The 23,962-nt window shown below is 33.4% G+C and carries 27 protein-coding genes and 2 tRNA genes; 18 read left to right on the plus strand and 11 right to left on the minus strand.

The genetic code is table 11. The annotated features are described in order from the left end of the window. Window positions 1–722: 722 nt before the first annotated feature. From mer to IJL02_RS04455, 4 genes are all read left to right on the plus strand, one after another. Window positions 723–1,679 carry a 5,10-methylenetetrahydromethanopterin reductase gene (gene mer / locus IJL02_RS04440; protein ID WP_292809884.1) on the plus strand — a complete coding sequence of 319 codons (957 nt, stop codon included), beginning with the start codon at window positions 723–725 and terminating at the stop codon, window positions 1,677–1,679. A 136-nt stretch (window positions 1,680–1,815) separates the two neighbouring features. Beyond that, window positions 1,816–2,898 (plus strand): archaeosine biosynthesis radical SAM protein RaSEA, encoded by a 1,083-nt coding sequence (locus IJL02_RS04445; protein ID WP_292809984.1) that lies wholly within the window; start codon window positions 1,816–1,818, stop codon window positions 2,896–2,898. 37 nt (window positions 2,899–2,935) lie between these two features. Beyond that, on the plus strand, window positions 2,936–3,418 hold the full coding sequence (locus IJL02_RS04450) for a DUF308 domain-containing protein (protein ID WP_292810080.1): 483 nt from the start codon (window positions 2,936–2,938) through the stop codon (window positions 3,416–3,418). 21 nt (window positions 3,419–3,439) lie between these two features. After that, window positions 3,440–4,717 (plus strand): adenylyltransferase/cytidyltransferase family protein, encoded by a 1,278-nt coding sequence (locus IJL02_RS04455; RefSeq protein WP_292810172.1) that lies wholly within the window; start codon window positions 3,440–3,442, stop codon window positions 4,715–4,717. On the opposite strand, the gene IJL02_RS04460 is transcribed toward IJL02_RS04455, so the two are convergent. Genes IJL02_RS04460 through IJL02_RS04485 form a run of 6 tightly spaced genes read right to left on the minus strand, consistent with a single transcriptional unit; the run spans window position 4,707 to window position 9,474 of the window. Next, window positions 4,707–5,441 (minus strand): NAD(P)-dependent oxidoreductase, encoded by a 735-nt coding sequence (locus tag IJL02_RS04460; protein WP_292810236.1) that lies wholly within the window; start codon window positions 5,439–5,441, stop codon window positions 4,707–4,709. The genes IJL02_RS04455 and IJL02_RS04460 overlap by 11 nt on opposite strands. An 11-nt stretch (window positions 5,442–5,452) precedes the next feature. Beyond that, a complete protein-coding gene (locus IJL02_RS04465; RefSeq protein ID WP_292810260.1) occupies window positions 5,453–6,313 on the minus strand; it encodes a DUF89 domain-containing protein in 861 nt (286 codons plus the stop codon). Beyond that, a complete protein-coding gene (locus IJL02_RS04470; protein ID WP_292810280.1) occupies window positions 6,314–6,517 on the minus strand; it encodes a MoaD/ThiS family protein in 204 nt (67 codons plus the stop codon). A 4-nt stretch (window positions 6,518–6,521) separates the two neighbouring features. Next, the gene (locus tag IJL02_RS04475) at window positions 6,522–7,439 is read right to left on the minus strand and encodes a TIGR00269 family protein (RefSeq protein ID WP_292810295.1); all 918 of its coding nucleotides are present in this window, start codon (window positions 7,437–7,439) and stop codon (window positions 6,522–6,524) included. Window positions 7,440–7,448: 9 nt separating this feature from the next. Further along, window positions 7,449–8,603, minus strand: coding sequence for a VWA domain-containing protein (locus IJL02_RS04480; protein ID WP_292810310.1), 1,155 nt, complete (start codon window positions 8,601–8,603; stop codon window positions 7,449–7,451). A 1-nt stretch (window position 8,604) separates the two neighbouring features. Then, window positions 8,605–9,474 (minus strand): AAA family ATPase, encoded by an 870-nt coding sequence (locus tag IJL02_RS04485; protein WP_394357493.1) that lies wholly within the window; start codon window positions 9,472–9,474, stop codon window positions 8,605–8,607. Between the two features lie 108 nt (window positions 9,475–9,582). On the opposite strand from IJL02_RS04485, the gene IJL02_RS04490 reads away from it, so the two are divergent. Continuing rightward, complete coding sequence (locus IJL02_RS04490; RefSeq protein WP_292810324.1) at window positions 9,583–9,948, plus strand: hypothetical protein; 366 nt, start codon at window positions 9,583–9,585, stop codon at window positions 9,946–9,948. 2 nt (window positions 9,949–9,950) lie between these two features. Here IJL02_RS04490 and IJL02_RS04495 read toward each other — a convergent pair whose 3' ends face one another. Next, window positions 9,951–11,552 (minus strand): dihydropteroate synthase-like protein, encoded by a 1,602-nt coding sequence (locus tag IJL02_RS04495; RefSeq protein ID WP_292810328.1) that lies wholly within the window; start codon window positions 11,550–11,552, stop codon window positions 9,951–9,953. A gap of 271 nt (window positions 11,553–11,823) precedes the next feature. Between IJL02_RS04495 and IJL02_RS04500 the strand changes: the two genes are divergently transcribed. The 8 genes from IJL02_RS04500 to IJL02_RS04535 all read left to right on the plus strand — a co-directional run bounded on the left by IJL02_RS04500 (window position 11,824) and on the right by IJL02_RS04535 (window position 18,238). Beyond that, window positions 11,824–12,345 carry a pyruvate ferredoxin oxidoreductase subunit gamma gene (locus IJL02_RS04500; protein ID WP_292810339.1) on the plus strand — a complete coding sequence of 174 codons (522 nt, stop codon included), beginning with the start codon at window positions 11,824–11,826 and terminating at the stop codon, window positions 12,343–12,345. A gap of 11 nt (window positions 12,346–12,356) precedes the next feature. Beyond that, window positions 12,357–12,599: a pyruvate synthase subunit PorD gene (gene porD, locus IJL02_RS04505; protein WP_292810361.1), complete on the plus strand. Its 243-nt coding sequence runs from the start codon at window positions 12,357–12,359 to the stop codon at window positions 12,597–12,599. Between the two features lie 13 nt (window positions 12,600–12,612). After that, the gene (porA, locus tag IJL02_RS04510) at window positions 12,613–13,758 is read left to right on the plus strand and encodes a pyruvate synthase subunit PorA (protein ID WP_292810384.1); all 1,146 of its coding nucleotides are present in this window, start codon (window positions 12,613–12,615) and stop codon (window positions 13,756–13,758) included. 2 nt (window positions 13,759–13,760) lie between these two features. After that, complete coding sequence (porB, locus tag IJL02_RS04515) at window positions 13,761–14,630, plus strand: pyruvate synthase subunit PorB (protein ID WP_292810410.1); 870 nt, start codon at window positions 13,761–13,763, stop codon at window positions 14,628–14,630. Between the two features lie 10 nt (window positions 14,631–14,640). Then, a complete protein-coding gene (locus IJL02_RS04520; protein ID WP_292810421.1) occupies window positions 14,641–15,141 on the plus strand; it encodes a 4Fe-4S dicluster domain-containing protein in 501 nt (166 codons plus the stop codon). Between the two features lie 7 nt (window positions 15,142–15,148). Continuing rightward, window positions 15,149–15,391 carry a 4Fe-4S binding protein gene (locus IJL02_RS04525; RefSeq protein ID WP_292810433.1) on the plus strand — a complete coding sequence of 81 codons (243 nt, stop codon included), beginning with the start codon at window positions 15,149–15,151 and terminating at the stop codon, window positions 15,389–15,391. 55 nt (window positions 15,392–15,446) lie between these two features. Further along, the gene (locus IJL02_RS04530; RefSeq protein ID WP_292810449.1) at window positions 15,447–17,312 is read left to right on the plus strand and encodes a histidine kinase dimerization/phosphoacceptor domain -containing protein; all 1,866 of its coding nucleotides are present in this window, start codon (window positions 15,447–15,449) and stop codon (window positions 17,310–17,312) included. An 83-nt stretch (window positions 17,313–17,395) separates the two neighbouring features. Continuing rightward, window positions 17,396–18,238 carry a fumarate hydratase gene (locus IJL02_RS04535; RefSeq protein ID WP_292810466.1) on the plus strand — a complete coding sequence of 281 codons (843 nt, stop codon included), beginning with the start codon at window positions 17,396–17,398 and terminating at the stop codon, window positions 18,236–18,238. 23 nt (window positions 18,239–18,261) lie between these two features. Here IJL02_RS04535 and IJL02_RS04540 read toward each other — a convergent pair whose 3' ends face one another. The 4 genes from IJL02_RS04540 to IJL02_RS04555 form a co-directional block, all read right to left on the minus strand. Further along, window positions 18,262–19,146, minus strand: a complete 885-nt coding sequence (locus tag IJL02_RS04540; protein ID WP_292810476.1) for a phosphate uptake regulator PhoU — start codon at window positions 19,144–19,146, stop codon at window positions 18,262–18,264. An 8-nt stretch (window positions 19,147–19,154) separates the two neighbouring features. Beyond that, the gene (locus tag IJL02_RS04545; protein WP_292810484.1) at window positions 19,155–20,054 is read right to left on the minus strand and encodes a hypothetical protein; all 900 of its coding nucleotides are present in this window, start codon (window positions 20,052–20,054) and stop codon (window positions 19,155–19,157) included. Between the two features lie 94 nt (window positions 20,055–20,148). Then, window positions 20,149–20,221: transfer RNA gene (locus IJL02_RS04550), tRNA-Thr, on the minus strand. A gap of 39 nt (window positions 20,222–20,260) precedes the next feature. Further along, a tRNA-Leu gene (locus IJL02_RS04555) sits at window positions 20,261–20,343 on the minus strand. 164 nt (window positions 20,344–20,507) lie between these two features. Here IJL02_RS04555 and IJL02_RS04560 point away from each other — a divergent pair. From IJL02_RS04560 to IJL02_RS04580, 5 genes are all read left to right on the plus strand, one after another. Then, on the plus strand, window positions 20,508–20,675 hold the full coding sequence (locus IJL02_RS04560) for a 4Fe-4S binding protein (RefSeq protein ID WP_292810500.1): 168 nt from the start codon (window positions 20,508–20,510) through the stop codon (window positions 20,673–20,675). Between the two features lies 1 nt (window position 20,676). Then, the gene (locus tag IJL02_RS04565) at window positions 20,677–21,444 is read left to right on the plus strand and encodes an adhesin (RefSeq protein ID WP_292810513.1); all 768 of its coding nucleotides are present in this window, start codon (window positions 20,677–20,679) and stop codon (window positions 21,442–21,444) included. Window positions 21,445–21,456: 12 nt separating this feature from the next. Next, window positions 21,457–22,737, plus strand: coding sequence for an oligosaccharide repeat unit polymerase family protein (locus IJL02_RS04570; protein ID WP_292810526.1), 1,281 nt, complete (start codon window positions 21,457–21,459; stop codon window positions 22,735–22,737). 258 nt (window positions 22,738–22,995) lie between these two features. Next, window positions 22,996–23,631, plus strand: coding sequence for a cobalt transporter CbiM (cbiM, locus tag IJL02_RS04575; RefSeq protein ID WP_292810541.1), 636 nt, complete (start codon window positions 22,996–22,998; stop codon window positions 23,629–23,631). Then, on the plus strand, window positions 23,624–23,938 hold the full coding sequence (locus IJL02_RS04580) for a PDGLE domain-containing protein (protein WP_292810929.1): 315 nt from the start codon (window positions 23,624–23,626) through the stop codon (window positions 23,936–23,938). The genes cbiM and IJL02_RS04580 overlap by 8 nt, the downstream gene beginning before the upstream one ends. The last annotated feature ends 24 nt before the right edge of the window (window positions 23,939–23,962 follow it).

The raw sequence follows: 23,962 nt of genomic DNA on the forward strand, positions 1-23,962 counted from the left end.
TCTAAATTCGTTCGACTTGCATGGCTTAATCGAATCCCAATAGCAGTAACATCTGCCAGGATCAAACAGAATTGAACACATAACAGACATAATAAAAGTAAAGATTATTATGAAGTACGCTAAAAAAACATAGACGAGTATGTATACACATAAAATTTGATTTAAAAGTTTCTATAATCAAATTTCACCACATCTACAAAACTTACATCATACCTGAAAAACTCAAGTACTCACAAAAGCACATTTATGATATTAATAATCTAATTAATAATAAACATGATAAATTATAGCTACATGCGGAAAAGCAGTCATCATAGTCATGATTGTAAATACAATAAGACTTAAACCAACGCCATAAAACACATAGCACAACTAATAGATGGATAAATTATAGTAACAAAGTTAATTAAAAAACATTGCAAATATATATTAAATTTAAAAATAACAATTTTTAATTAATTTTAAAGAAAAATAATTTATATGAATTTTATTTACATTGAAATAATAATAATTATTAACTATTCTCAAACTAATTTATCATGAATAATCATTGTTATAGATTCGAACAAAAGAGTATTACAAAAAATAAATTATTTAATACTACTTATTTTTTAATAAACTACACAAACCAAAAACAGGATTAATATTTAAAACTTTCTATCTAATTCAAATAATAATTACTTTATATATAGCTAAACCAAAGATATTATTGGTGATAAAATATGAAGTTCGGTATAGAATTCGTACCTCAAATACCATTAAAAGAATTAGTAAGTTTAGTAAAATTAGCAGAAGACGTTGGTTTTGAATACGCATGGATCACAGACCACTACAACAACAAAAACGTATACGAAACCTTAGCATTAATTGCAGCTGAAACTGAAACCATTAAAATGGGTCCTGGTGTAACCAACCCATACGTAAGAAGCCCTGCAATCTCAGCTTCTGCAATCGCAACCATTGACGAAATCTCAGAAGGAAGAGCAACCTTCGGTATCGGTCCTGGTGACAAAGCAACTTTTGACGCTTTAGGAATTGAATGGACCAAACCTGTATCAACTATTAAAGCAGCAATCGCTGACATTAACACTTTATTAGCTGGTGAAAAAACTGAAGGCGGAGCAGCATTAGGTGGAGCAAAAGCTGTCCAAGAACACATCCCTATTTACATGGGTGCACAAGGACCTAAAATGTTAGAAACCGCTGGAGAAATCGCAGATGGTGTATTAATTAACGCTTCAAACCCTAAAGATTACGAAGCAGCTATGCCTATGATCAAAAAAGGTATTGGAGACCAAGCTAAAGAGTTCGATGTAGGTGCATACACTGCAACTTCCATTGGTGCAGACTCTGACGCAGCTAAAAACGCAGCTAAAATTGTAGTTGCATTTATCGCAGCAGGTTCCCCACCTCCAGTTATCGAAAGACACGGATTACCTGAAGGATTCAACGAACAAATGGGTGCTTTCTTAGCTAAAGGTGACTTCGGTGGAGCTATCGGTGCTGTAACTGACGAAGCTTTAGACGCATTCTCAGTATGTGGTACTCCTGATGAGTTCATTCCAAAAATTGAAGGCTTAGCTGAAATGGGTGTAACTCAATACGTAGCAGGTTCCCCTGTTGGTAAAGACGTAGAAGAATCCATTAAATTATTAGGAGACGTAATTGCAAGTTTCTAAACTTGCTTACTTTTTCTTTTTTTATTTTTTTAAACCAGTATACACAACTTATTAACAAACTATTTTTCAACAACAATTTTAATTATTAAAAAATCCTATTATATAATATTATAATTATTATATTGCAGGTATTATAATGGAAATTGAAAATTTATGTAAAGATATTAGACAAAGAGCTTTTGAGCGAAAAGATCCAAAAACTCCACAGCAAGTTGGAGCGAGTTGGTATAATGATGATTTAACTTACGACGGTGTTTCAAAAACATTATTTATCATATTACCTACTCCAGGATGTGCTTGGGCACTTGGAGACAGCGGCGGATGCACAATGTGCAGCTATGTTTCAGATTGTACCTTAGAACCAATCGATACAGAAACCATTTTAGAAATATTCAACCAGCATCTCGAAAGGCACCCCATAGCTGAAGAGGACAAAATTTCAGTAAAACTGTTTGCTTCAGGAAGTTTTTTAAATCCTTATGAACTTCCAAAGGATGCCCGTGATGAAATTCTAAAAACATTGGTTAATTTAGGCAATGTTACCGAGATAATTGTTGAATCAAGACCGGAATATGTTAAGGAAGATGTTTTGGATGAAATTTTTGAAATCATTGGTGACACATTATTTGAAGTCAGCATCGGTCTTGAAACATCCGACGATTATACCCGTCTTAAAAAAATCAACAAAGGTTTTACCCGCCAGGACTTTGAAGATGCTGTTAAACTAATGCAAAATCTAAAAGAAACTAAAGGATACAATTTAAAATCAAAAGCATATATCTTTGTAAAACCAATTCTAGTATCTGAAAAGCAAGCCATTGAAGAAGCAATAGAAACTGCAAGATATTGCGATTCCATTGGAGTAAACAGACTTTCATTTTGTCCTGCAACAATACATGGCGGAACTGTCATTGAAAGGTTTTGGAGAAAGGGAGCATATCAGCCACCTTGGATTTGGTCATGCATTGAAATTATAAATACAGTTAGGAAAGAAATTGATATGCCTGCACTTCTAGATACCTCTGGTTTCGGTTCAAGACGTGGACCATATAACTGTAAAAAATGCAATAAAGACTTGAAACATATGATAATAGCCAACAATTTAACTCAAAAGCCGATTGAATATGAATGCGAATGTAAAAATGAATGGTTGGCTGAAATAGAAAATTCAGACATGAACAGCTCAACAGTTGAGATTAAACATATCCCATTATATTAATATAATTAAAGGAATAATAGAATAGTAGGAGGAAAATATGAAAACTAAATTTGTTAGTTTACTGGCGATACTTCTCGGATTAATAATTATTATATTTCCAGTATTGGGACTCATTGGAGTTAGTTCTTTAATAGGTCTTTCAGTATTGTTAATGTCTATTTATTTACTGATTGTTGGAGTAACCATAATAGACTATAACGGTACCGGAGCAATAATGGATTTGATTTTGGGACTTCTGTTATTATTCTTGAGTATTGGATTAATATTCAATCCTGCATTACTTGGATTTTTAACAGAAATCACATTATATCTTGCAGGAATAATGCTGATTGTTGTTGCAGTGGCATCATTAATCAATAATCGCAGCTCAAGATATGGATTTTATATTGGAATAGCTGGAATTATCCTTGGTTTATTATACATAGTGATTGGAACCTACATTTCAAATCCGATAGTTCTTGGTACATTAATCGGAATATGGTTAGTAATCAGTGGTGTTTTAAAATTAATGGATAGATAAATCTATCCTACTCTTTTTTTGGTGTTAATATTGATTGGAATAAGTGCAGATTTTGACCCGGTGCATAAAGGTCATGAGGAATTAATCAGACAAGCTCACAAGTTAGCTGATGAGGAAAATAAAAAAGTTGTGGTTTATTTAAATAAAGGATTTAGTGCAAATCACGCTCCGTTTTTTGTAAATTTCGAAGCCCGCCGTGAAATGGCACTGGCATTAGGAGCAGATGAAGTGAAATCCTTTGAAGGACTTCATCACAGATTAGTTCTATCATATAGCGTTCCAATCAGACTCAAGCAGATGATAGATGATGGAGTTACTGACTACATTACCTCAGCAAGCATTCCTCTTTCCGAGATAAAGTCCAAAGCTGAAAAGTTTATAAGCGAAGGAAACTTTGTCGGAATGCCTAAAAGTTACACCAACCGAAATGAAATCAGATGGTATGCAATTAATGAGTTTCTTGGATCCAAACTTACATATCATGTTGTAAAAGAATTCAACAAAGAAAAGTACTCCGGAAGACTTATAAGACAATCCATCATTGACAATGGCATGTTAATTTCAAAAGATGTTGAAAAATTGCTTCCAAAAACTACAGTTGAGATTCTGCAACGTGAAATTGACGCCGGCAGAGTGCCCGGTGAGAGAAACTGGAATGAAATCTATAAAAGAATGAATACCTATTCCAGAGGAAACCTTGAAAAAATAGCTTACCTTAATGGAAATACCATCAATGAAATTATAAAAAGAAGGGTTTATAGAGACCCCGAATCTATATGGGCTGTTTTTAGAAGATCAGATTATGGACCTGTAATGACAAGACTTGCCATTAGCGCTATCGAAATGGAAGTAACCAAAAAGGAAGTAATGAATTTAATGAAAAGTTACGAGTCAACTGGAGTGATACCGGATAATCAGAAGGTTCAAAGAGTAATCGACAGGGCATGGTATGTTGCAAGTGAAGGTGAAAAGGGCATAAGTGCCCGTCAGGCAAATGAAACATTCAGAAGTCAAAAGATAACTGTTGATGCACCTTTAACACTTGAAGCAGGGCTTAACTTAACAAAATTCGAAACAAAAATTACAAAAGAAGGTATTAAAACGGATTTGTATGTCGATAAAAACGGCAAGATTTCTGTTCAGTTTAAAAGTGAAGGCAAAAAGATAAAAACAAACTTAAGGCTTCCGGCAGTGGAAGTGACCTATTTAAGATACATTATGGATTCCCACTTTATACCAGTAAGCGGAAGCATAAAAAAAGCCAAAAAAGGGTTTAAGGTCAAAGTAGTTATCGGTTAAGCTTTTTTAATGCTGCCTTAACCATTATTAGCTCTTCATCATCAAAATAATCAATAATCTGGTTTAACTCCTCACTTTTTCTTTTAGAGTTATCCAAGGTATTATTAATTCTTGAAATTGATTTTTCCCTGAATTCATCGCCTTCAGTTAGTGCCAATATTTCAAAAAATTCATCTTCAAGATTGTTTTTTCTGGCAATTTCCGATGATTCAATAAGCAGTGCAGACAATGTCTTGGTGTAACTGCTTCTAAGCAATTTTAAAATAGCTGCATCACCAATATTGTCGCTTATTTTTTTAGTGGTTATGAACTCATTTAAAAACTGCAAATCATCTGATTTTTTGCCCGCAACATATAATATGGGATTTTCAGAGTCAATTTTTCCAATAATTGCTCCGTCAACCAAATTTTTAACGCTCCCAGCGATTTCGAAAGTGGTATCTGGAGATATATTATTCAAATCAAGATAAATTCCATCACAATATTTTCCATAATTTTTGGCAACATCCAAAGCGGAACCCGGAGAAGTGGCTGAAATTAAAATATCTGAATTGACAGCAACCTCCTTAAATGAATCAAAAACTTCAATATCGGTTTTTTTAATGTGTTCTATTGTTTTAGATGATCTGTTTTCAAAAGATGTGACAAACTGAATATCATCGGATTTGATTAAATTAAAAAGATTTTTCGATACTTTTCCAAAACCTATTAAACCTATAATCATATTATCAATAATTATTTTTTAAATAACAGCATATCGTGGAGATTTACCCCAATGTCTCTTGAAATTGTATTGCATTTCGCACATAACAAAAAGTAGATTTCTTTTGAAGATAAATCTATTTCAGTTAGTCCTTCATAGTTGCCCATACCTTTGGAAATAATGAACTTATGGTCGTTGAAAATTTCTCTAAATTCCTCTGAAATCTTACTGTCGACATAACCGACTGTTCCAGCACCAATTTCTACAAGCTCGCCGAACTCATCAAGACCTGCATCCAAAGCTTCGGCCATGCATGCATCATTTAGAATCGGTTCTGATTTAACTGCAATTGTAATGTCAATACCATATTGCTTAATTTTTCCAAGAAGCAACTTATCGAAAACGATTTCACCAGTATTGTCCACAAGATATAATACTTTCTTATTTGTCTTAAGTGAATCTTCAAATTCAACAATATCTTTAACAGTCAAATCCTTTTTTAAGGAATCCTTTATGACGCTTTCAATATCATCATCCAATGTAAATGCACCAAAATCCAGAATATTTCCAATAATAGCTATCTTTACATAATTCTCCAGGCTGTCATCTTCATCCAATATCCGTTTAACATCAGGCAGATATTTCAAAGCCAATTCATTGCCCTCAATTTTTTCTCTAAAATATGGGTCACTGCAGCCGGTCCTTTCTTTGATAATGGCATGCATTGTAGAACCAGTACTATTTGAATTGGTGCCTTTTTTAAAACATTCACTGAGATATTCAAAAATTTCTCGAATTATCTCCATTTTAAGGTCTTCATCATCAGTTGATAAATCAAGAGCTTCTCTAGCCTGTCTTAAAAAGCAAGGCCCACATTCGTAACTTATTTTCACTTAACCACCGTAAATAATCTGAACCAACTGTATTTCATCATTCTCTTCGATTACAGTATCTTCAATTACAAGTTCCCCATTCTGTTTAGAGACAATTGTTTGAGCAGATAACTCCAAATCATTGAGCAAATCTTTAATAGTATAATTTTCACGAGGAATTTCCTTTTCTTCATTAATGTTTTTATATTTTAAAGTAAATGACATATAATTACACTCCTAACTCTTCTAAAAAGGAACATGCTTTGCAAAGCTCATTTGATGAAGGCTCGCCGCATCTTGCACATCTTCCATGAGCATAATCCTTTTTAAGTTCCTTTTTCAAAATATTTTTAACTTTATCATAACCTCTAAGTGTGGAATATTTAATGGTCGGATGGCTTTGCGAAAGCTGGTTAATAACTTCTGAAACTTCACCTCTGAATGACTGCATTGCATACGGACAGCTGTCAAAGTGAACTTCCAAATCCTTTGCAACAACGTAAAGTCCAATTTCACGCTCCGGAATTTCCCTTAAAGGTTTGATTTTAACTGTGAACTCTTCTGCTTTTGATTCCGTTTTGGCACCCAATTTAGTTAGATTACCAGTATTTCCTTCAAGATAATTCATCATAATTGCCTGGACTTCATCATCAAGGTTATGTCCTGTTGCAATCTTTGTGGCATTCATCTCACGAGCGGCCTTGTTAATGATGGTGCGTCTGAATACACCGCAGTATGTGCATGATCCCTTATGGTTATCAGTCTGCATTATCTCATCTAGAGTAATTCCATATTCATCTTTAAGGGATACCACCTTATGTTCAATGCCCAGCCGTTCGGCATGTCTGACTGCAATATCAACACCGTCCTGACGGTAATTGTCAATTCCTTCATCAACAGTTACAGCACAAATGTCTATGATGTTTCGCTCCCTGTAGGAGTTTAAAATTTCTAAAACTGTCACACTGTCCTTTCCGCCTGAAAGTGCTACCAAAACTTTATCTCCCCTGTCAAGTAACTTTTCTTTTTTAATTGTCCTTTTGACTTTTCTTTCAATAGATTCAATGAAACAGTCTTTGCATAACAATTGTCCTGACTGTTCCTTTTTGATAATGACTTTGGGATTTCCACATTTACTGCATTGCATATTTTCTACCTACATCTGTTCTACAAACCTTGCCAACTGGTTTAGGGTGTTGACCTCAAAAACCTGTGCTCCCGCATCCCTATACAGTGAAACACAACTGTCAACTACATCCCATTTATTTCTGTCTTCGGGATTTAGAATAATAACCTTTTTTGAATCTCTTACCATTTCTTCAACGAGCTCCACACTTGCAGGAATTCCTTTAACTTTTGGGCCTGCCCAATCCCTACAATCAGACAGGATAATTACATAAGACTTATTGTTAATATTTGCGACCTCCTGAAACTGCTTGAATGCAGAATACATGTCTGAGGTACCGTGGACCATCATGTTTTTAACACGCATATCCTTAACTTTTACAAATGAATCAATCAAGTATTCTTCCTTTAATGCTTTGGTAGTTTCAATTACCTTATTGTCAAATTCAAATGTTCTTGAGCGCTTAAAAGCAGTTTGCGCTGAAAACATCAGCATGAAAAACCAACTACTGATCCATTCACAGGACCCGCTGATGTCATTTAAAAACAAATGCTCATTCTTGTGAGGTCTTGGCTTTGCCTTTACAAGCTCAAACGGCACTCCACCATATTTCAAATTGGCTCTGATAGTCCTTCTGATATCGATTTTATTTGAATGGGTTTGAACCTTTCTTCTTGAACGTTTATTTGCAATTTTTTTACCTAATCTCTGACATATTTCAAGCATCCGAGGGTCAAATCTATTCAGTTTGGTTAAGTCCTTATTCATCAGCTCGCCGTCACGCTCAAGCTGTTTGACTTCATCCAAAAGAGGCTGGCCTGAAAGCATTTTTATTTTTTCATTTTCAGCCTTTTCCTTATTGATTTTTTGGAAAGTGTTGTTCTGTTTTTTAATAATGTATTTGTTGGATTTTGGACCCCTACCCCTATAGGCCTTATTGAGTTCTGATTGAATATCATTTTCCTTTTCAGGTTCTGTTTTGAAAATTTGTTCAAAAATCTTATTGAATTTGGGAATGTCATATCTGTCTTTAACATAAATAGCCATTAAGGCAGTTTTTAAAAGCTGCCTGTCATCTTCGCCAAAATCATTATATATTTTAACAGCGGACTGTGTGCTTCTTATACTTACCGGCAGCCCTTCACTTCTAAGCTGAGAGGATAAAGTTGCAATTTTTGAAATCATATTATCTTTTGTTTAAAACATCCTTAATAACACGTTTTTTATCGCTTTCAGTTTTAATAGCTACACCAATACTACTTTCTAAAGACTCATCCATGTTTTTAGTACCTAAATTGGTTACAGATTTAACCCAATCTACAGTTCCCCTAACTGAAGGTTTTTTCATTAAATTAAGGTTACGTATCTCATGAACCAATTTTACAACTACAGAAACAACTTCATCATCCGCTTCAGGTATTTTTGATTTGACGATTTCAATTTCCCTTTCAATGCTCGGATATGGAATATATAAAAATAGACATCTGTCTTTGGTTTCATCAAGAAGGGATCTCTGTGAATTTGAAGTTAAAATTACAATCAAATCGTTTTGAAGCTGAAATGTTCCCAAATCATTGATGGTGATTTCCTGTTCACCCAACGCCTGAAGTAAAAAACTTTCAACTTCCTCATCAGCCTTATCAATTTCATCAATTAACAATACAGAATCATTCTGGTTTAAAAATGCATTAAGAAGCGGCCTTCTGATAAAGTATTCCTCATCAAATATCTTTTCTTCAGTGTTTGATTCATTTCTGGCGGCTTCGAGATGCAATAGTTGTTTTTGATAATTCCATTCGCCGACAATTTGTTCAAATGTAATTCCTTCATAACATTGAATCCTGAAGAAATCTCTTTCAAATGATTTTGCAATTACTTTCGCAAGCTCTGTTTTACCAACACCCGGCGGACCTTCAATAAGCATAGGTTTTCCTAAAAGTAATGATAAATAAACTGTTGTGGATATTTCATTATTTGAAACATAATCAGAACTTAAAAGTAATTTATCAATGTCTTTTATTGAAATGTTTTCTGTTTGCAAACTTTTACCTTCCATAATTTTTATCGATAAATATAATTTATTATAATTAAATATAAGATTTATGTAACTATTTATATATTATTTAATAAGTAATATAATATTAATCAAGGAGGTTAAAAAAATATGGAAACTGATAATGCAATCATAATAATTCTATTGATTCTTATTGTATTGGCGTTAGGAGCATATTTAGTTATAACCGGAACTGGACTTACATTAATGCATAATGATTCTCCGGTTGTAAATAATACTACCTATACAAATAATACATCATTAAACGATTCTTCAACAAATACAACAACCAGCCATGATACTGGAGCTTATGCACCAACTTCATCCGAAAGTAGTGTCAGCAGTTCAAGCTCTAGTTCGTCCGTTTCCCAGGATAGTTCGCAGAGCAGTCAATCACAGGTAGATAGTGGAAGTCAATCACAAAGTCCTCAAGCCGGACAAGCTGAAGGAACTTATGACCCTTCGGACTTTAATTAAAACTAATTTTTAAATTCATCAGGATTTTTGAACAATTCAAAATCCTGAACATATTCTTTTCCAGTAATCATCGCTATTTCTGCTTTTTGCAATTCGGAACCCAGATATGCTGCATGTTCCATACGAGTTACCAGTTCTTTTGTTATAATTTCTTCATAAACTTCTTTAGCTGTTTGACCTACAATAACCAGATCTGCCTGATTTTTCTTAAAATGAGTTGCAATAATCTTACTGTCCTTTACAGTTGTTCCATAATCAACGCTAATTTTGAAACTGCCCGCCTTATCCCTTATGAATTTTAAAGGCTTTTGAAGTCGGGTTTCTTCAACGCCGTCCCGTTCATTTAAGATGATGTCATTTCTTTTGTGTTTATCTTTAAATGCAACAAGATTTATTCCCAAATCCTTTGGAATTGATTTTCTGTGTTTTGCTAAAAACATCATTTTCGATGCAGTTGAAAGCTCATAAACACTGCCTCTTGTTTTTCCACTTTCTTCAGGAGTAAATAATATACTAACACCCAGTTCCATGCCTATTCCTGCCAAAAGGACATTGACTCCTCCAGAATCAGCATCCATCAGCTCAGTTACATTTCCCACACCAAAAAACATTGGGGCAGGATTAACCTTATGAAAATCATGACAAGCGATGATGGACTCGACAATGCTTGAACTGTTTACCGGATCTAAAATTAAATCTGCAACATATTCCAAACCTTCAGTATCCTTAATTAGCTGATGCATAGCTTCAACCCTTTCAGCAGGAGTTTTTGGAGATATTCCCTGTGTGAAATTTGTTGGAAGCAATACTGCAGGAATTCCTTTTTCTTTTAATATATCCTGAACCTCCCCATTATTTCCCAAATCCAGACTTAAAACAAAATCAATTCCATTTTCAGCTGCGACTTTAATTTCATTGGCATTTAATGTATCTATACTTAATGGCCTATCGCCCACGATTGGTCTTAATGTTTCGATTAATTCAGGAATTTTATCCGAAAAGTCTTCTCCAGCAGCCATTCCAATATCAATCATATCTGCACCGGAGTCAACGAAATATTGACATTTATTAATCAAAGCTTCTTTTGATAAAAATGGAGCATTTGCAATTTCTGAAAGCACTCTCATCGGAAAATCCTCACCTACCGGCAGATTTCTTATTAGAATATTATTGGGTTTTTTAAGCAGCTCTTTAATGTTTTCCTCATCATTTTCAAAATCTTCAATGAATTTAAAAGCCTCTTTTCTTTTTTCTTCTTCAATCAGTTTATCTGCAGGCTTATCTTCTGATAAAGTAATATCATCTATTAGATTCAATACCATTGCAAGGTCTGCTCCGTCAGTCGAACCTTTAAATGTCGGAATCCCCAACTCTTTAGTGATTTCCCTTGTGCCTTTTTTAATCAATCCCGGAACTAAAATCAAATCTATATCATCCAATTTATCTGAAAAATGAGTTTTAACTTCTTTAATGATTTGCCTAGGAGTTAGAAATGCTGCAACCTGGGTTTCGGCAACATGTACAATAATATTTTCTTTTGAATCGGCAACCACTTCCTTAATTAATGGGTATGCCAAGTTACCTGTAATAATCAAAACGTTCATAATAACCAGTCAATAAAGTCAATATAATAATTATTATATGAATTAATTAATATTTAATCTTTTTAGAAAAATTTGATTAAAAAAACTTTTTTTAATGCTCAACAATCATTAATAAGTATTATAAATCCTCTGTTGAAAAAATAAACAAAAAACAATAGACTTAAACAAAATAATTTAAACAAATTTATCAAATAATTAAAATTTAACATAAGATTTATATATTTTGTAATTTATAATGATTATACATGATAAATATATGGAGGAAAAATTAATGATTGAAATTCGTTTTCATGGAAGAGGCGGACAAGGAGCTGTAACTGCTGCTGAGATTTTGGCAAAAGCAGCATTTAAAGACGGTAACTATTCCCAAGCTTTTCCATTCTTTGGAGTTGAACGTAGAGGAGCTCCAGTTATGGCTTTCACAAGAATTGATGATAAGCCAATTGATTTAAGATATCAAGTATATAATCCAGACTACGTACTTGTTTTAGATGATGGATTATTAAATGTAGTAGATGTATTTTCCGGAATTAAAGACAATACTGAAGTAACCATCAACACTCAAAGCTTTGAAGGCAGTGGAGAACATGAAGTTTACAGTATTGATGCAACTGGAATTGCATTAGACATGTTAGGACGTAACATTGTAAATACTATTATTTTAGGATATTTTGCTAAGAAAACCCAAGCAGTAACCATCGAATCACTTCTCGAAGTGATTAAAGAAACATTCCCAGGTAAAGTTGGAGAACTAAATGTAGAAGCTACTAAAAAAGCTTATGAAATGGGTTAAGGGTGATTATAATGGTAAGTATAGGATGTGTAATTAAAAACCCAGGCAATAGTAGAAATAACAAAACTGGAAGTTGGAGAACATTTAAACCAATTTTGGATAAAGAAAAATGTATCGATTGTGACAATTGTATCCTATTTTGTCCAGACGCCAGTGTAAACAAACAACATGATATTGATTACGATTACTGTAAAGGATGCGGAATTTGTGCATACGAATGTCCTTCCGATGCAATCGAAATGGTAAAAGAATAAAGAGAGTGATTAAATGGTAAAAGAAGTAATGACCTCAAATAAAGCAGTTGCAGAAGCTGTTAGATTAGCTAAACCACAAGTTATTCCTGTTTATCCAATTACTCCGCAAACTACAATTTCAGAATATTTGGCGCAATATGTTGCTGATGAAAAAATTGATGCTAAATATGTCAAAGTAGAATCCGAACACAGTGCAATAAGTGCTGCTGTTGGAGCTAGTGGTGCTGGAGTAAGAGTATTTACAGCAACATCTTCACAAGGATTAATGTTAATGCACGAAATTTTATTTGCAGCAGCAGGTATGAGAACTCCATTCGTATTAGCTGATGCAAACAGAGCAATTTCCGCACCATTGAACATTTGGAATGACCAACAAGACTCCATTGCACAAAGAGATGCAGGCTGGTTGCAAATTTATGTTGAAAATGCTCAGGAAGCATTAGACACAACATTAATGGCTTACAAAGTTTCAGAAAATCCTAATGTATTGCTTCCGTCAATGGTATGTTTAGACGGATTTATCTTAACACACACTGTTGAACCTGTCGAAATTCCAGACCAGGAAAGTGTAGACAAATTCCTACCTCCATATGTACCAGAACATGCATACCTTGATCCAAAAGAACCAATGTCCATCGGTAACTTTGCAGACCCAGATTATTATACTGAAGCAAGATACGCAATGGAAGTTGCAATGAATAACTCCATTGAAGTAATTCAAAAAACTTGCGATGAATTCGCAGAAATATTCGGAAGAAAATATGGTCTTGTTGACGCATACAAAACTGAAGATGCAGACATAATATTTGTTGCAATGGGATCACTTTGCAGTACTATTAGAGTAATGGTAGACCAATTAAGAGAAAAAGGAGAAAAAGTAGGTTTACTTAAAATTAGAGCTTACAGACCATTCCCAGTAGAAGCAATTAAAGAAGCTGTTGCAAATTGTGAAAAAATAGCTGTTATTGATAAAAACTTCACATTCGGAATTGGTGGAGCACTTTATGCTGATATGAAAGTTAAAATCGATAAAGAAATCTATGGATTTATCGCAGGTTTAGGTGGAAGAGACATTACCCCTGATGCAATTATAGAAGCATATGAAAAAACCAAAGTGCCAGAAAAAGATGTTACATGGATTGGACTTAAGGAGGAATAGATATGGTAGATATACCTGATAAAGATTTATTAGCACCGGGACACAGAGGTTGTGCTGGTTGTGGAGCATCCATTGCTGTAAAATTAGCTCTTAATGCTTTAGGCGAAAACACTGTAGCTATTTCTGCTACCGGTTGTCTTGAAGTTATGACTACACCATACCCAGAATCTTCATGGGAAGTCCCATTTATACACGTTGCATTTGAAAACTCCGGAGCAGTAGCATCCGGTGTAGAAAGTGCTTTAAGAATTCAAGGAAAAGATGATGTTAATGTTGTCGCTTTCGGTGGTGACGGAGGTACTGTAGATATCGGTTTACAATCATTATCCGGAGCTATGGAAAGAGGCCACAACATGCTTTACATCTGTTACGATAACGAAGCATACATGAACACAGGTATTCAAAGAAGTGGAGCAACACCATATGGTGCAAGTACCACTACTTCACCTCAAGGTTCTGCAAGTTTTGGAGAAGACAAACCTAAAAAGAATATGCCAATGATTATGGCCGCCCATGGAATTCCATATGTGGCTACAGCATCAATTGCATATCCTGAAGATTATGTCAACAAAGTGAAAAAAGCAGCATCAATTAAAGGACCAGCATACATTCACTTACAACAACCATGTACTACCGGTTGGGGATATCCTTCTGAAAGAACTATTGAAATGGGCAGGTTAGCTGTTGAAACTGGATCTTGGATTTTATATGAAATCGAAAAGGGTCAGTTTGAAATTACTTACAGACCTGAAGAAAGAAAACCTGTAAAAGAATACTTAGCACCACAAAAAAGATTCAGACACTTAGATGAAGAACACATTGAAAAAATCCAAAAATATGTTGATGCAGAGTGTAAAGAGCTAGGTTTATAGGAGGAGAACAATGGAAAGTATTCTTGTAAACAGCAATTTATGTGACGGATGTCTTAACTGTGAAAACATGTGCGCATCAGTCCATAGTGCTAGTAGGATAAAAATTATAGAACATGATTCTTCCTTTTATGCCATTGTATGTCAACACTGTGAAAGCGCACCATGTATAAAAATCTGTCCGACTGACGCAATTACCGACGAAGGCGTTGATAAAGAAAAATGTATCGGTTGCGGATTATGTGTAATGGTATGTCCATTTGGTGCAATGACTTTCCAGTCAAAAATTGCTGAAAAATGTGATCTTTGTGCTGACAGAGAAGAAGGTCCTACATGTATCAAAGCATGTACCAAAAGAGCTATTAGCGTTGCTGATCCTGAAAAAGTCCGAGCCAAAAATCAGGAAAAATATCTTGCTAAAATGGCCGGATTATACGAACCTAATAGCAGTAAAGGTGGATTTGTTCACGTCATTACAGGTCAAGCAAGGGCAAGACTTGTTTTAGACGAATAAAAAAATTATGTATAATATTAAAGGAAATTGTACGGACTGTACAACCTGCGGAAGTTGTCAACAAACACAAAATGTTGACACTCCTATTTTATTTTGTATGCACTGCCAACCATCAGATGCTCCATGCATAAAAGCTTGCAGGGAAAATGCTATTTTTGTATTGGGCGGTGCCATCACATTAGATTATCAAAAATGCACTAAATGCCGAGAATGTGTAGCAGTCTGCCCAATTAACATAATCAAAATTTAAATATGAATAAAACCATATAATTATATTAAATATGTGAATAAAATGGGATGTTTAGATGAGAATTGAAAAAGAATATAGGCATTTGGAAGGTATTGATGAAGTAAGAATTTTTAATGCAGAAAAAAAAGATTTCTACAAACCAACTCCAAAAGAGTTCAGTGTCGAAGACATTCCAGTTCAAAAACTTATAAACAATATTCCTGTCGAAATTCATACATTAATTCCGTATGATAGTGGAAAAGATTTTATTATTAACGGCATAGGTAATTTTACCCTTGAAAGATATGGTAAAACTCAAAAAGACGCTAAAGGCAGATTGTTGAGCAAAATTTCCCCATTATATTTTAATATATTGTATGATTATTTATTTGATGTCTATACGAGCCACAATACCAAAAATATAAGATTTGTTTATTATAACAACAACAAAGTAACAAAAGTAAATACTGCAAAAATAATTTATGATGCAGAAAGAATATTTATAACTGTTCATAATGTTGATGCAACAGTGAGTAAACGTATTGATACCAATTATAGAACTTTTGATGAAGATAAAACCAATTTAATGGAAAGTTTTTCTCAAACTGGAAGTTATTATACTCTACATGGAAAATATACTTGGTCACAAGGAATATATAATATCATCAACCGTGCAAAAGAAGAAGCCGATGAATACTACAATATAGTTTTTGATTTGGCGATACCTGAAGACAAACATATTGTCGATAAGATTTTTAATATTACAAACAAAGAAACAGCCCAGTGCGAAGAAATTATCCGCATCAAAACTAATGATGGAATTTTAAAAGTTATAGAAGTGAATATTTATTCTTATTTTGATGAAAGTGGATTTATTATCCGTCAAGGATTAATAAATGACATTACAATGTACTCTGATGATGAACTTACCAAACCGGTTGATTTTTTATTGAAAGGATTTAAAAACAGCAAAAAAATAGCTTTGTTAATTGAACCCTTAAACAGAAAACAATATGAATACTCCAAAGGATTTTATGATATAATTGAAACAGACCGTGAAACATATTATAATTCCCCAGGTATTATAACCAATATTATTGAAAAAGACTCTGCTAAAATGCTTAAAAATCTAATCGATAGAAAATCAACAAAAATCGATGAAACATTCACATATGCAGTCAATGGAAATCCAAATAATAAAAAAATTCTCAACTTGTACATTGAAAGCTTTGAATATAATGAAAGTAGGCACAGTCTTGGATTTTTAACAGACATGACCGACGATATGAAAAAACAAGATGAATTGGTTGAGTCAAATGAGCAAAAACTGATTTTGATTAAAGAAATACATCACAGAGTTAAAAACAATTTGCAAGTCCTTAACAGCTTTTTAAATCTTGAAAAGAAAGCATATAAAAATGATCCGGAGTTAATTATTGAACATATGCAAACACGTTTAAATTCACTTGCATTGCTTCATGAAAAAACATACCGAGCCAGGGATTTCAAAAATATTAATTTAAAGGAATATCTGATTGACCATGACAGGCAAACAAAAAATCTGGTTGATTTGCCTGTGGAAGTTGAGTTTGAAACCTATGTGGATGAAGATTTAAATTTAAGTGTGGAAGTTATGACCCCATTACTTTTAATTATAGATGAATTAACCATGAATTCCGTCAAACATGCATTCCCAGATAAGACAGCACCAAATAAAAAAATAACTAAAGAAATAAAGAAATTAGATAACAATACTGCTCAGTTAATAGTTAAGGACAATGGTGTTGGAATTAAAGATACCTCAAAAATTACTAAAAATCTGGGATGTGAAATAATTAAAAGCCTAAGCAGGCAGTTAGGCGGAAAGATCAGCTTAATTGAAACTAATAATGGAACATCTTATAAACTAATTTTCCCAATTGAAATGACACACACAATATAATCAGCCCAGACTTTAACAATTAATCAAAATTTAAATATTTTGAAATCAAAAATAAAATTAATTAAATTTTAAAGGGTTTTATTTTGATTACTAAAGATGTTATTAAAGATACTGTTTATGAACTTTACAAACAGGCCGCTATCATTTTAGGCGGTGATGTAAGAAAAGCACTTGAAGATGCATTGAAAATAGAAGAGCATGACCTTGCCCGGCTAAATCTTGAAGCTATTTTAAAAAATATTGAACTTGCAGAAGAAAAGGGCATTCCAATGTGTCAGGATACAGGTCTGCCAGTAGTTTTTGTTAAATTAGGTAATGTCGAAGTTGAAGATTTGCGTGGCGGAATCGAAGAGGGAATTAAAAAAGCAACAAAAGAAATTCCAATAAGGCCAAATATTGTAGATCCACTAACCCGTGAAAATACAAACATTAACGTTGGAGATTACATTCCACCAATCGACATTGAGCTAATTGATGAAGATTATCTTGAAATAACAATTTTACCTAAGGGATTCGGTTCTGAAAACAACAATGCTTTAAAAATGGCCTTGCCTGCTGAAGGAATTGAAGGAATAAAAGAGTTTGTTGTTGAATCCGTTCTTAAAGCCAAAGGTAAACCTTGTCCTCCAACAGTAATTGGTGTGGGCATTGGAGGAACATCAGACTTATGTTTAAAACTTGGTAAAAAAGCTTTACTTGGCAAAGTCGGTGAAAGAAACCCAGATCCGGAAATAGCTAAACTAGAAACAGAAATATTGGAAGAAATCAATGCCTCCGGAATTGGTCCTATGGGACTGGGCGGAAAAACCACAGCCTTAGATGTAAAAATTTTAAAAGCACATACACACACTGCAGGCCTTCCGATTGGTGTTTGTGTGCAATGTTGGGCTGACAGACACGCTACAACAAGAATTTATGATGATTAATAAACTAATCATCACATAATTTTTTATCTGAAAGTCCTTGGAGTTGTAGGCCTTGGAATATTATCATGAAATTCTATAGCTACATCCATCATTTCAACGGAAATATCTCCAATTCTTTCAAACGCTTTAATAACTCTAAATAAATATATGAAATAGTTTGACCTCTCCTTTTCATCAAAAGAATTTTCAGCCATTTGAGTCGCAATCAAATTTATTGATTTGGTTTGAAGAATGTGAATTGAATCCTCCAATTCCATTAAATCATCCTTAAGCTCAGTTCGATTTTCAATGAAAGCCTTCATTGATAAACGAATCATATTTTGGGCGGTTTTATACATCTTTCTGAGTTTTTTCAAGATATTTTCGTCAATTTCGTAGATATCATTAATGACAAATTTTGCAATATGGCCGCAATAATCACCAATACGCTCCAAATCATAAGCAATTTCATTATAAAGCATTGATTTTGAAAATTCGGAACTCTGATTAATGCTTAAAATGGTTTCAACAGAAGTTCGGATTTTTTCAACCATATTGTTTGTAGCGAAATCCATTTCCAATGCCTTATTGGCCAAGTTCTCATCATATTCCAAAACGGCATTAAAAGAATTTTCAAGTTGAGAGTGAACATGTTTTGCCATATTGGCCAACATATCATTTAGTAAAACATTTCCAGTACTGTTTCTAGAAATTGTATAGTCATCCAAAGATTCTGTAAACTTCTCATAGCTTTTTAAATCAATCATATAAGCTCTTTTTACAGTGCCGTCCTTGACTAAAGGTTGTAACAATTGAGTAACATATCTTCTGGATATCCCTAATTTCTCTGCAATTTCATCCTGAGTGGAGGGATTTTCATATAATATGTAATCTAGAATTTCTTTTAATGTTTTATCTTTTTTACCCATATTACCATCTATTTTTTAAAATCATCCAATAAATCATTAGATTCAAAGTGGATATTTCCTGAAGATTTATTGATTCTAGGTGAACCTTCCTCATTATCAATTTCACGTCCGAATTTAACATTGTGCTGTTTTTGAGGATTAACCGGATCGGATTTTTTGTGATAATCCGGTTGATTGACTTTTTTATTATTTTTAACTCTAATTTTACGATTATTTGAATTAAAGTTTTCACTTTTCTTTGAATTTTGAACTTTACGTACTTTATGAGAATTGAATTTATCTCCATTAGATATGCGTGTAGTCTTTTTGAATTCGCCATCAGATTTTCTTGCAGACATCAAAATTCTAATTATGACAAATACAATTATGAAAAATGCCAATATAGCTATCGGCAAGTCAAAGCGTGCAAAAATAACATCATAAATATTTGTAATTGCATTTCCAACATCTACAAAACCTCTTGCTAAAAAGATTAAAGCAACAAACACTAATAGTATCCCATGTTCTTTTTTAACAAAATCTGGTTTTAAAACTAAAGGATAAGCACTGATAATTAGTAAAGCTATACCTAAAAGTCGATACAAATTATTATTAGCTAAATCTTGGATTGAAAGATAAACATTAACAAATGTACCTGGCAAGAATCCTAACTCTGATAATAAAGCAAAAATCAGCAATAACTGAATGAATGCAATCACAACTAACGGAAATATATATGCAATATCCCATTCAAAATCAGAACTGAATGATGCTTGAGTTACAGGTTTTTCCAATGCTTCGGAAAGCATATTATAAAGAACAGATGAAATTACAGAACCGATAATGGTACCTGCCACTCCCAAAACAGAAGTTAAGACTGCAACAAATGCAGATATAAAACCAACAAGTATTAGCTTTTTATAATTCATATTTTCACCTTAAAAAAAATAATTTTATATTTTTCTAATTAATATTATACTTCCTAATATTTAAAAGTGATAGTTCTTTTGAAAAATAGTTAAGAGCTTTAGGGGGGATTCGAACCCCCGACTTCCACCTTACCAAGGTGGCGCTCTACCGGCTGAGCCACTAAAGCTAAATCAGGTATTTTGAAATGAGAAAAATTATAAAATAGTGCAAGGGAAGGGATTCGAACCCTCGAAGGCCTATACCAGAGGATCTTAAGTCCTCCCCCTTTGGCCGCTCGGGCACCCTTGCATACAATAGTAATATTGAGTACCATTATATATAAATGTTACCCTTTTTTAAATATATTCAACAAAATTGAGAAATATATAATATAATATTATTTGACAAACTATATAAACATTTAAGGTTATAAATAATTATATTCTACAAATGGATTTTAAATGGTGAATTAATTGAAAGTTGATATGGAAGAATGCGGAGTTTGTGAAGATTGCATTGATGTTTGCATGGAAGAAGCTATAGAAAGAAGAGCATATACAATAATAATTGATAATACCAAATGTGACTCCTGCGGCGAATGCGTGGATGTTTGCCCTGTCGGAGCAATTTACGAAGATTAATATGAAAATAAAATTTACAATTATCGATTATATAATTATAATTCTGGTCATCTGTGCTGTGGCATTTGCATTTATACATATCACCAGCGATGATTCATCAAACATTCAGAAAACTGCTTTTGATTCATCAACACTCAATAAACTTCCAGAAACATATCTAAATTACTATAAAGACGGTAAGGTAGTTAAAGCTACCGTAGAAGGATTCAATTCAAGCACAGGCGAAGAAGTGACAGTCAATGGAACTGTCAAATGGGTTGATGAGGGATCATCAGTCAGAGTTTTAATTGAAACTGCCAACGGAACTTACATAACCGGTTTGTATAAAAATACACCTTATGCAGATATTTATATAAAAACAATATCCATTGAATCAGACAACAGCGTTTATGAAAATTTAACTGAATTTAAAATCAAACCGCAAAATATAACTTCATTAAATGATTTAAACAGAAATTTAAGCAATAGTGATTATGAGATTTCCACAACAATCACTACTGATTCAATTGACACTAAAAAAATTCAGGAAATTGAAAATAAACTGTTATCAGACAATAAAAGAGTATCTATAAAATCTTCAAATTCTGAACTGACAAATCAGATAATCATTTCTAAAGCAAACAGCCAAAATCTAGACGCTGGAAACTCAATTTTAGGTTCAATAAATGGAATTACTGATGAAATTACTCTTAGAGTTTATAATTGTAGTGATTCTGAATTAAATAATATCAAGAATAGCTATGAGGTTACAAACATTAGAAACTTTTAAGTTGTGTGTCATATGAGCATGATTTATTCCACATTAACTTCACTAATCAACAGAATTAGTGATGAATTCCACAAATCCTTTTTATTTACAACAATTTTTACCATTTTAGGATTTATTGAAAATCAATGGGTAAACAGTTTCTTTAAAAGTTTATATCCCAGTGAGAACTTTTTAAGCTTTTTAAACAAAAATAATATCCTAAAGAATCATATTTTTAATCCGTTAATAGTGATTTTTCTCTTTTCAGCATTCCTTTTACTGTCATTGACCCGTCTTTCAATGAGTTTGACAATGACAATTCTTATCGGATTTGTTGGATTTTTTATAGGATGCGTAATTTTACCGAGATTTTTCCTAAACGGTGAAAATGATAAAATAATCAGGTTTGATGTTGATGACATTTACTCATTAGGGTTCTGTTTAATATTAATCAGTATTGTGTTTTTCTTCATAAGCATTGCAACAGTAGGTGGAATTCCACTTTTAAAGCCATCAATCAGATATCTACTAAAACCAATCTTTACAATGCCCGTGTTTTTAATAATACCTGGAACATGTCTGCTTGCAAGCGCATATCTCAAAGATTTTCAGGATGAAAAAATCACCCGTTCACAGGCAAGGTTCAGATTCATTTTTTTACTTGCAATCGACTGTGCATTTTTATTACTTCTAGGCTATAGGACACCACTACTTGCAGCATTTCTCATCATAATTATCATAGGTTTCTATGGAAATATTGTTTCTCTATGGGAAGTTGTAATCGGTGCACTAATTGGTGTAGGTGCAATCATCGGAATTGGATATTTTCGTTCACTTGGTGAGTTAACAATAACATCATCAACAAATCCGATTTACACACTACAGTCCCGGGCAGATTTTACACTCCACGTTCTTGACCTGCTTGACTTTATCGGAGGAAATTTCGGCCTGACACATGGTAAGCTACTTGCCAGCTCAATACCCGGAAGTGAATTGGGTCCAAGAATGATGGTTGGAAAACTAATCGCCTGGAGAACCGAAGTGACCATCACACCAAGCCTAATAGGACAGATGGTAGTTGATTTCGGTAAAATCGGCGTTTTTGTTGAAATGAGTATTTTGGGTTTCATATTAGGCATCGGATTTAAACTAATGAGGATTACCAAAGATTATTTTTATATCGGAATTTACTCCCTAATATTAACATACACTGTTTTAGGCATTGAAACCGGAATTTTAGACATTCAGGTTTTATTATACTTTGCAATAGCCATTTTTATTTATTTGACAATCCTTGTAAAATCAAGGAATTAGCTACTTTTTTTAACGTTGAGTATTACTGAAAGCCAAAAATAATACTAATTTGTATTACTTTAATAACATTTATATATTGAAATCTATTTTAAATATAAATATCAAGGAACATATAGGATTTATTAACCATTAAACTTAATAAAACTCCCAAATAACTTGATATTACTAAAAATAAACAAAAATAATACTTTAAAGTAATACTAAGTTTATAAATAAAAACTAAAAAAGTATTACTTTTAGAGAAATGGAGGAATTTAATTGCATATACCTGACGGATTTATACCTATTTGGCAGTGCCTAATATACTATGTAATTTTAATAGTTGCATTGTATTTCTCTGTAAAATGGGCAAGATCCAACTTAAACGAAAAACGCATTCCTCTTTTAGCTGTGCTTGCTGCCGGTATCTTTGCAATCATGTCCATGAATATGCCAATTCCATTCGGTACTAGTGGACACATGGTTGGAGGAGCATTAGTAGCAATAGTATTCCTAGCCCCTGAAGCTGCTGTTTTAGTATTTACAGTCGTATTATTAATTCAGGCATTAATATTTGGGGACGGAGGAATTACCGCTCTTGGAGCAAATGTATTGAACATGGCTATTGTAGGAGGATTTGTAGGATTATACACCTTTAAAGCACTGCAAGGAACAATCGGAAAATATCCTGCAGCAGGAATCGCAGCATGGTTAGCAACAGTCATAGCAGCATTGGCCTGTGCTATTGAAATGGCAATAGCAGGAACATTCCCAGTAAATGTTGGTATCCCTTCAATGGTATTATACCACTTCTTTATCGGAATAATCGAAGCAGTATTAACTGTAATTGTTCTTGTAGCATTAGACAAATTTAGACCAGACTTACTAGCATGGAATAGTGAAGGAGATGCATAATATGGATAAAAAAGATACATATTTAATCGCAGTAGCAGTTGTCATTTGTATTGTAATTTGCTGTCTTTCACCATATATTGCATCCGGTGATCCAGACGGTCTTGAAAAATCTGCAGAAGATTCTGGTCTTGCTGAAGATTTCTCAGTTGAAGAAATTAACGGAATTCCAGAGGCAATCTTCCCAGATTACGCATTTGCAAACGATCCTGATAACCAAGTATTGCAAATTGTGGCCCTGATAATTGGTGCCATAGTAACCTTGGGCGTGGGATATGGAATTGCGACAATCGTAAGAAGTAGAAATTAAACTTTTTTAATTTCTACAACCCTT

The organism is Methanobrevibacter sp., from assembly GCF_017427765.1.
Taxonomy (GTDB): domain Archaea; phylum Methanobacteriota; class Methanobacteria; order Methanobacteriales; family Methanobacteriaceae; genus Methanocatella.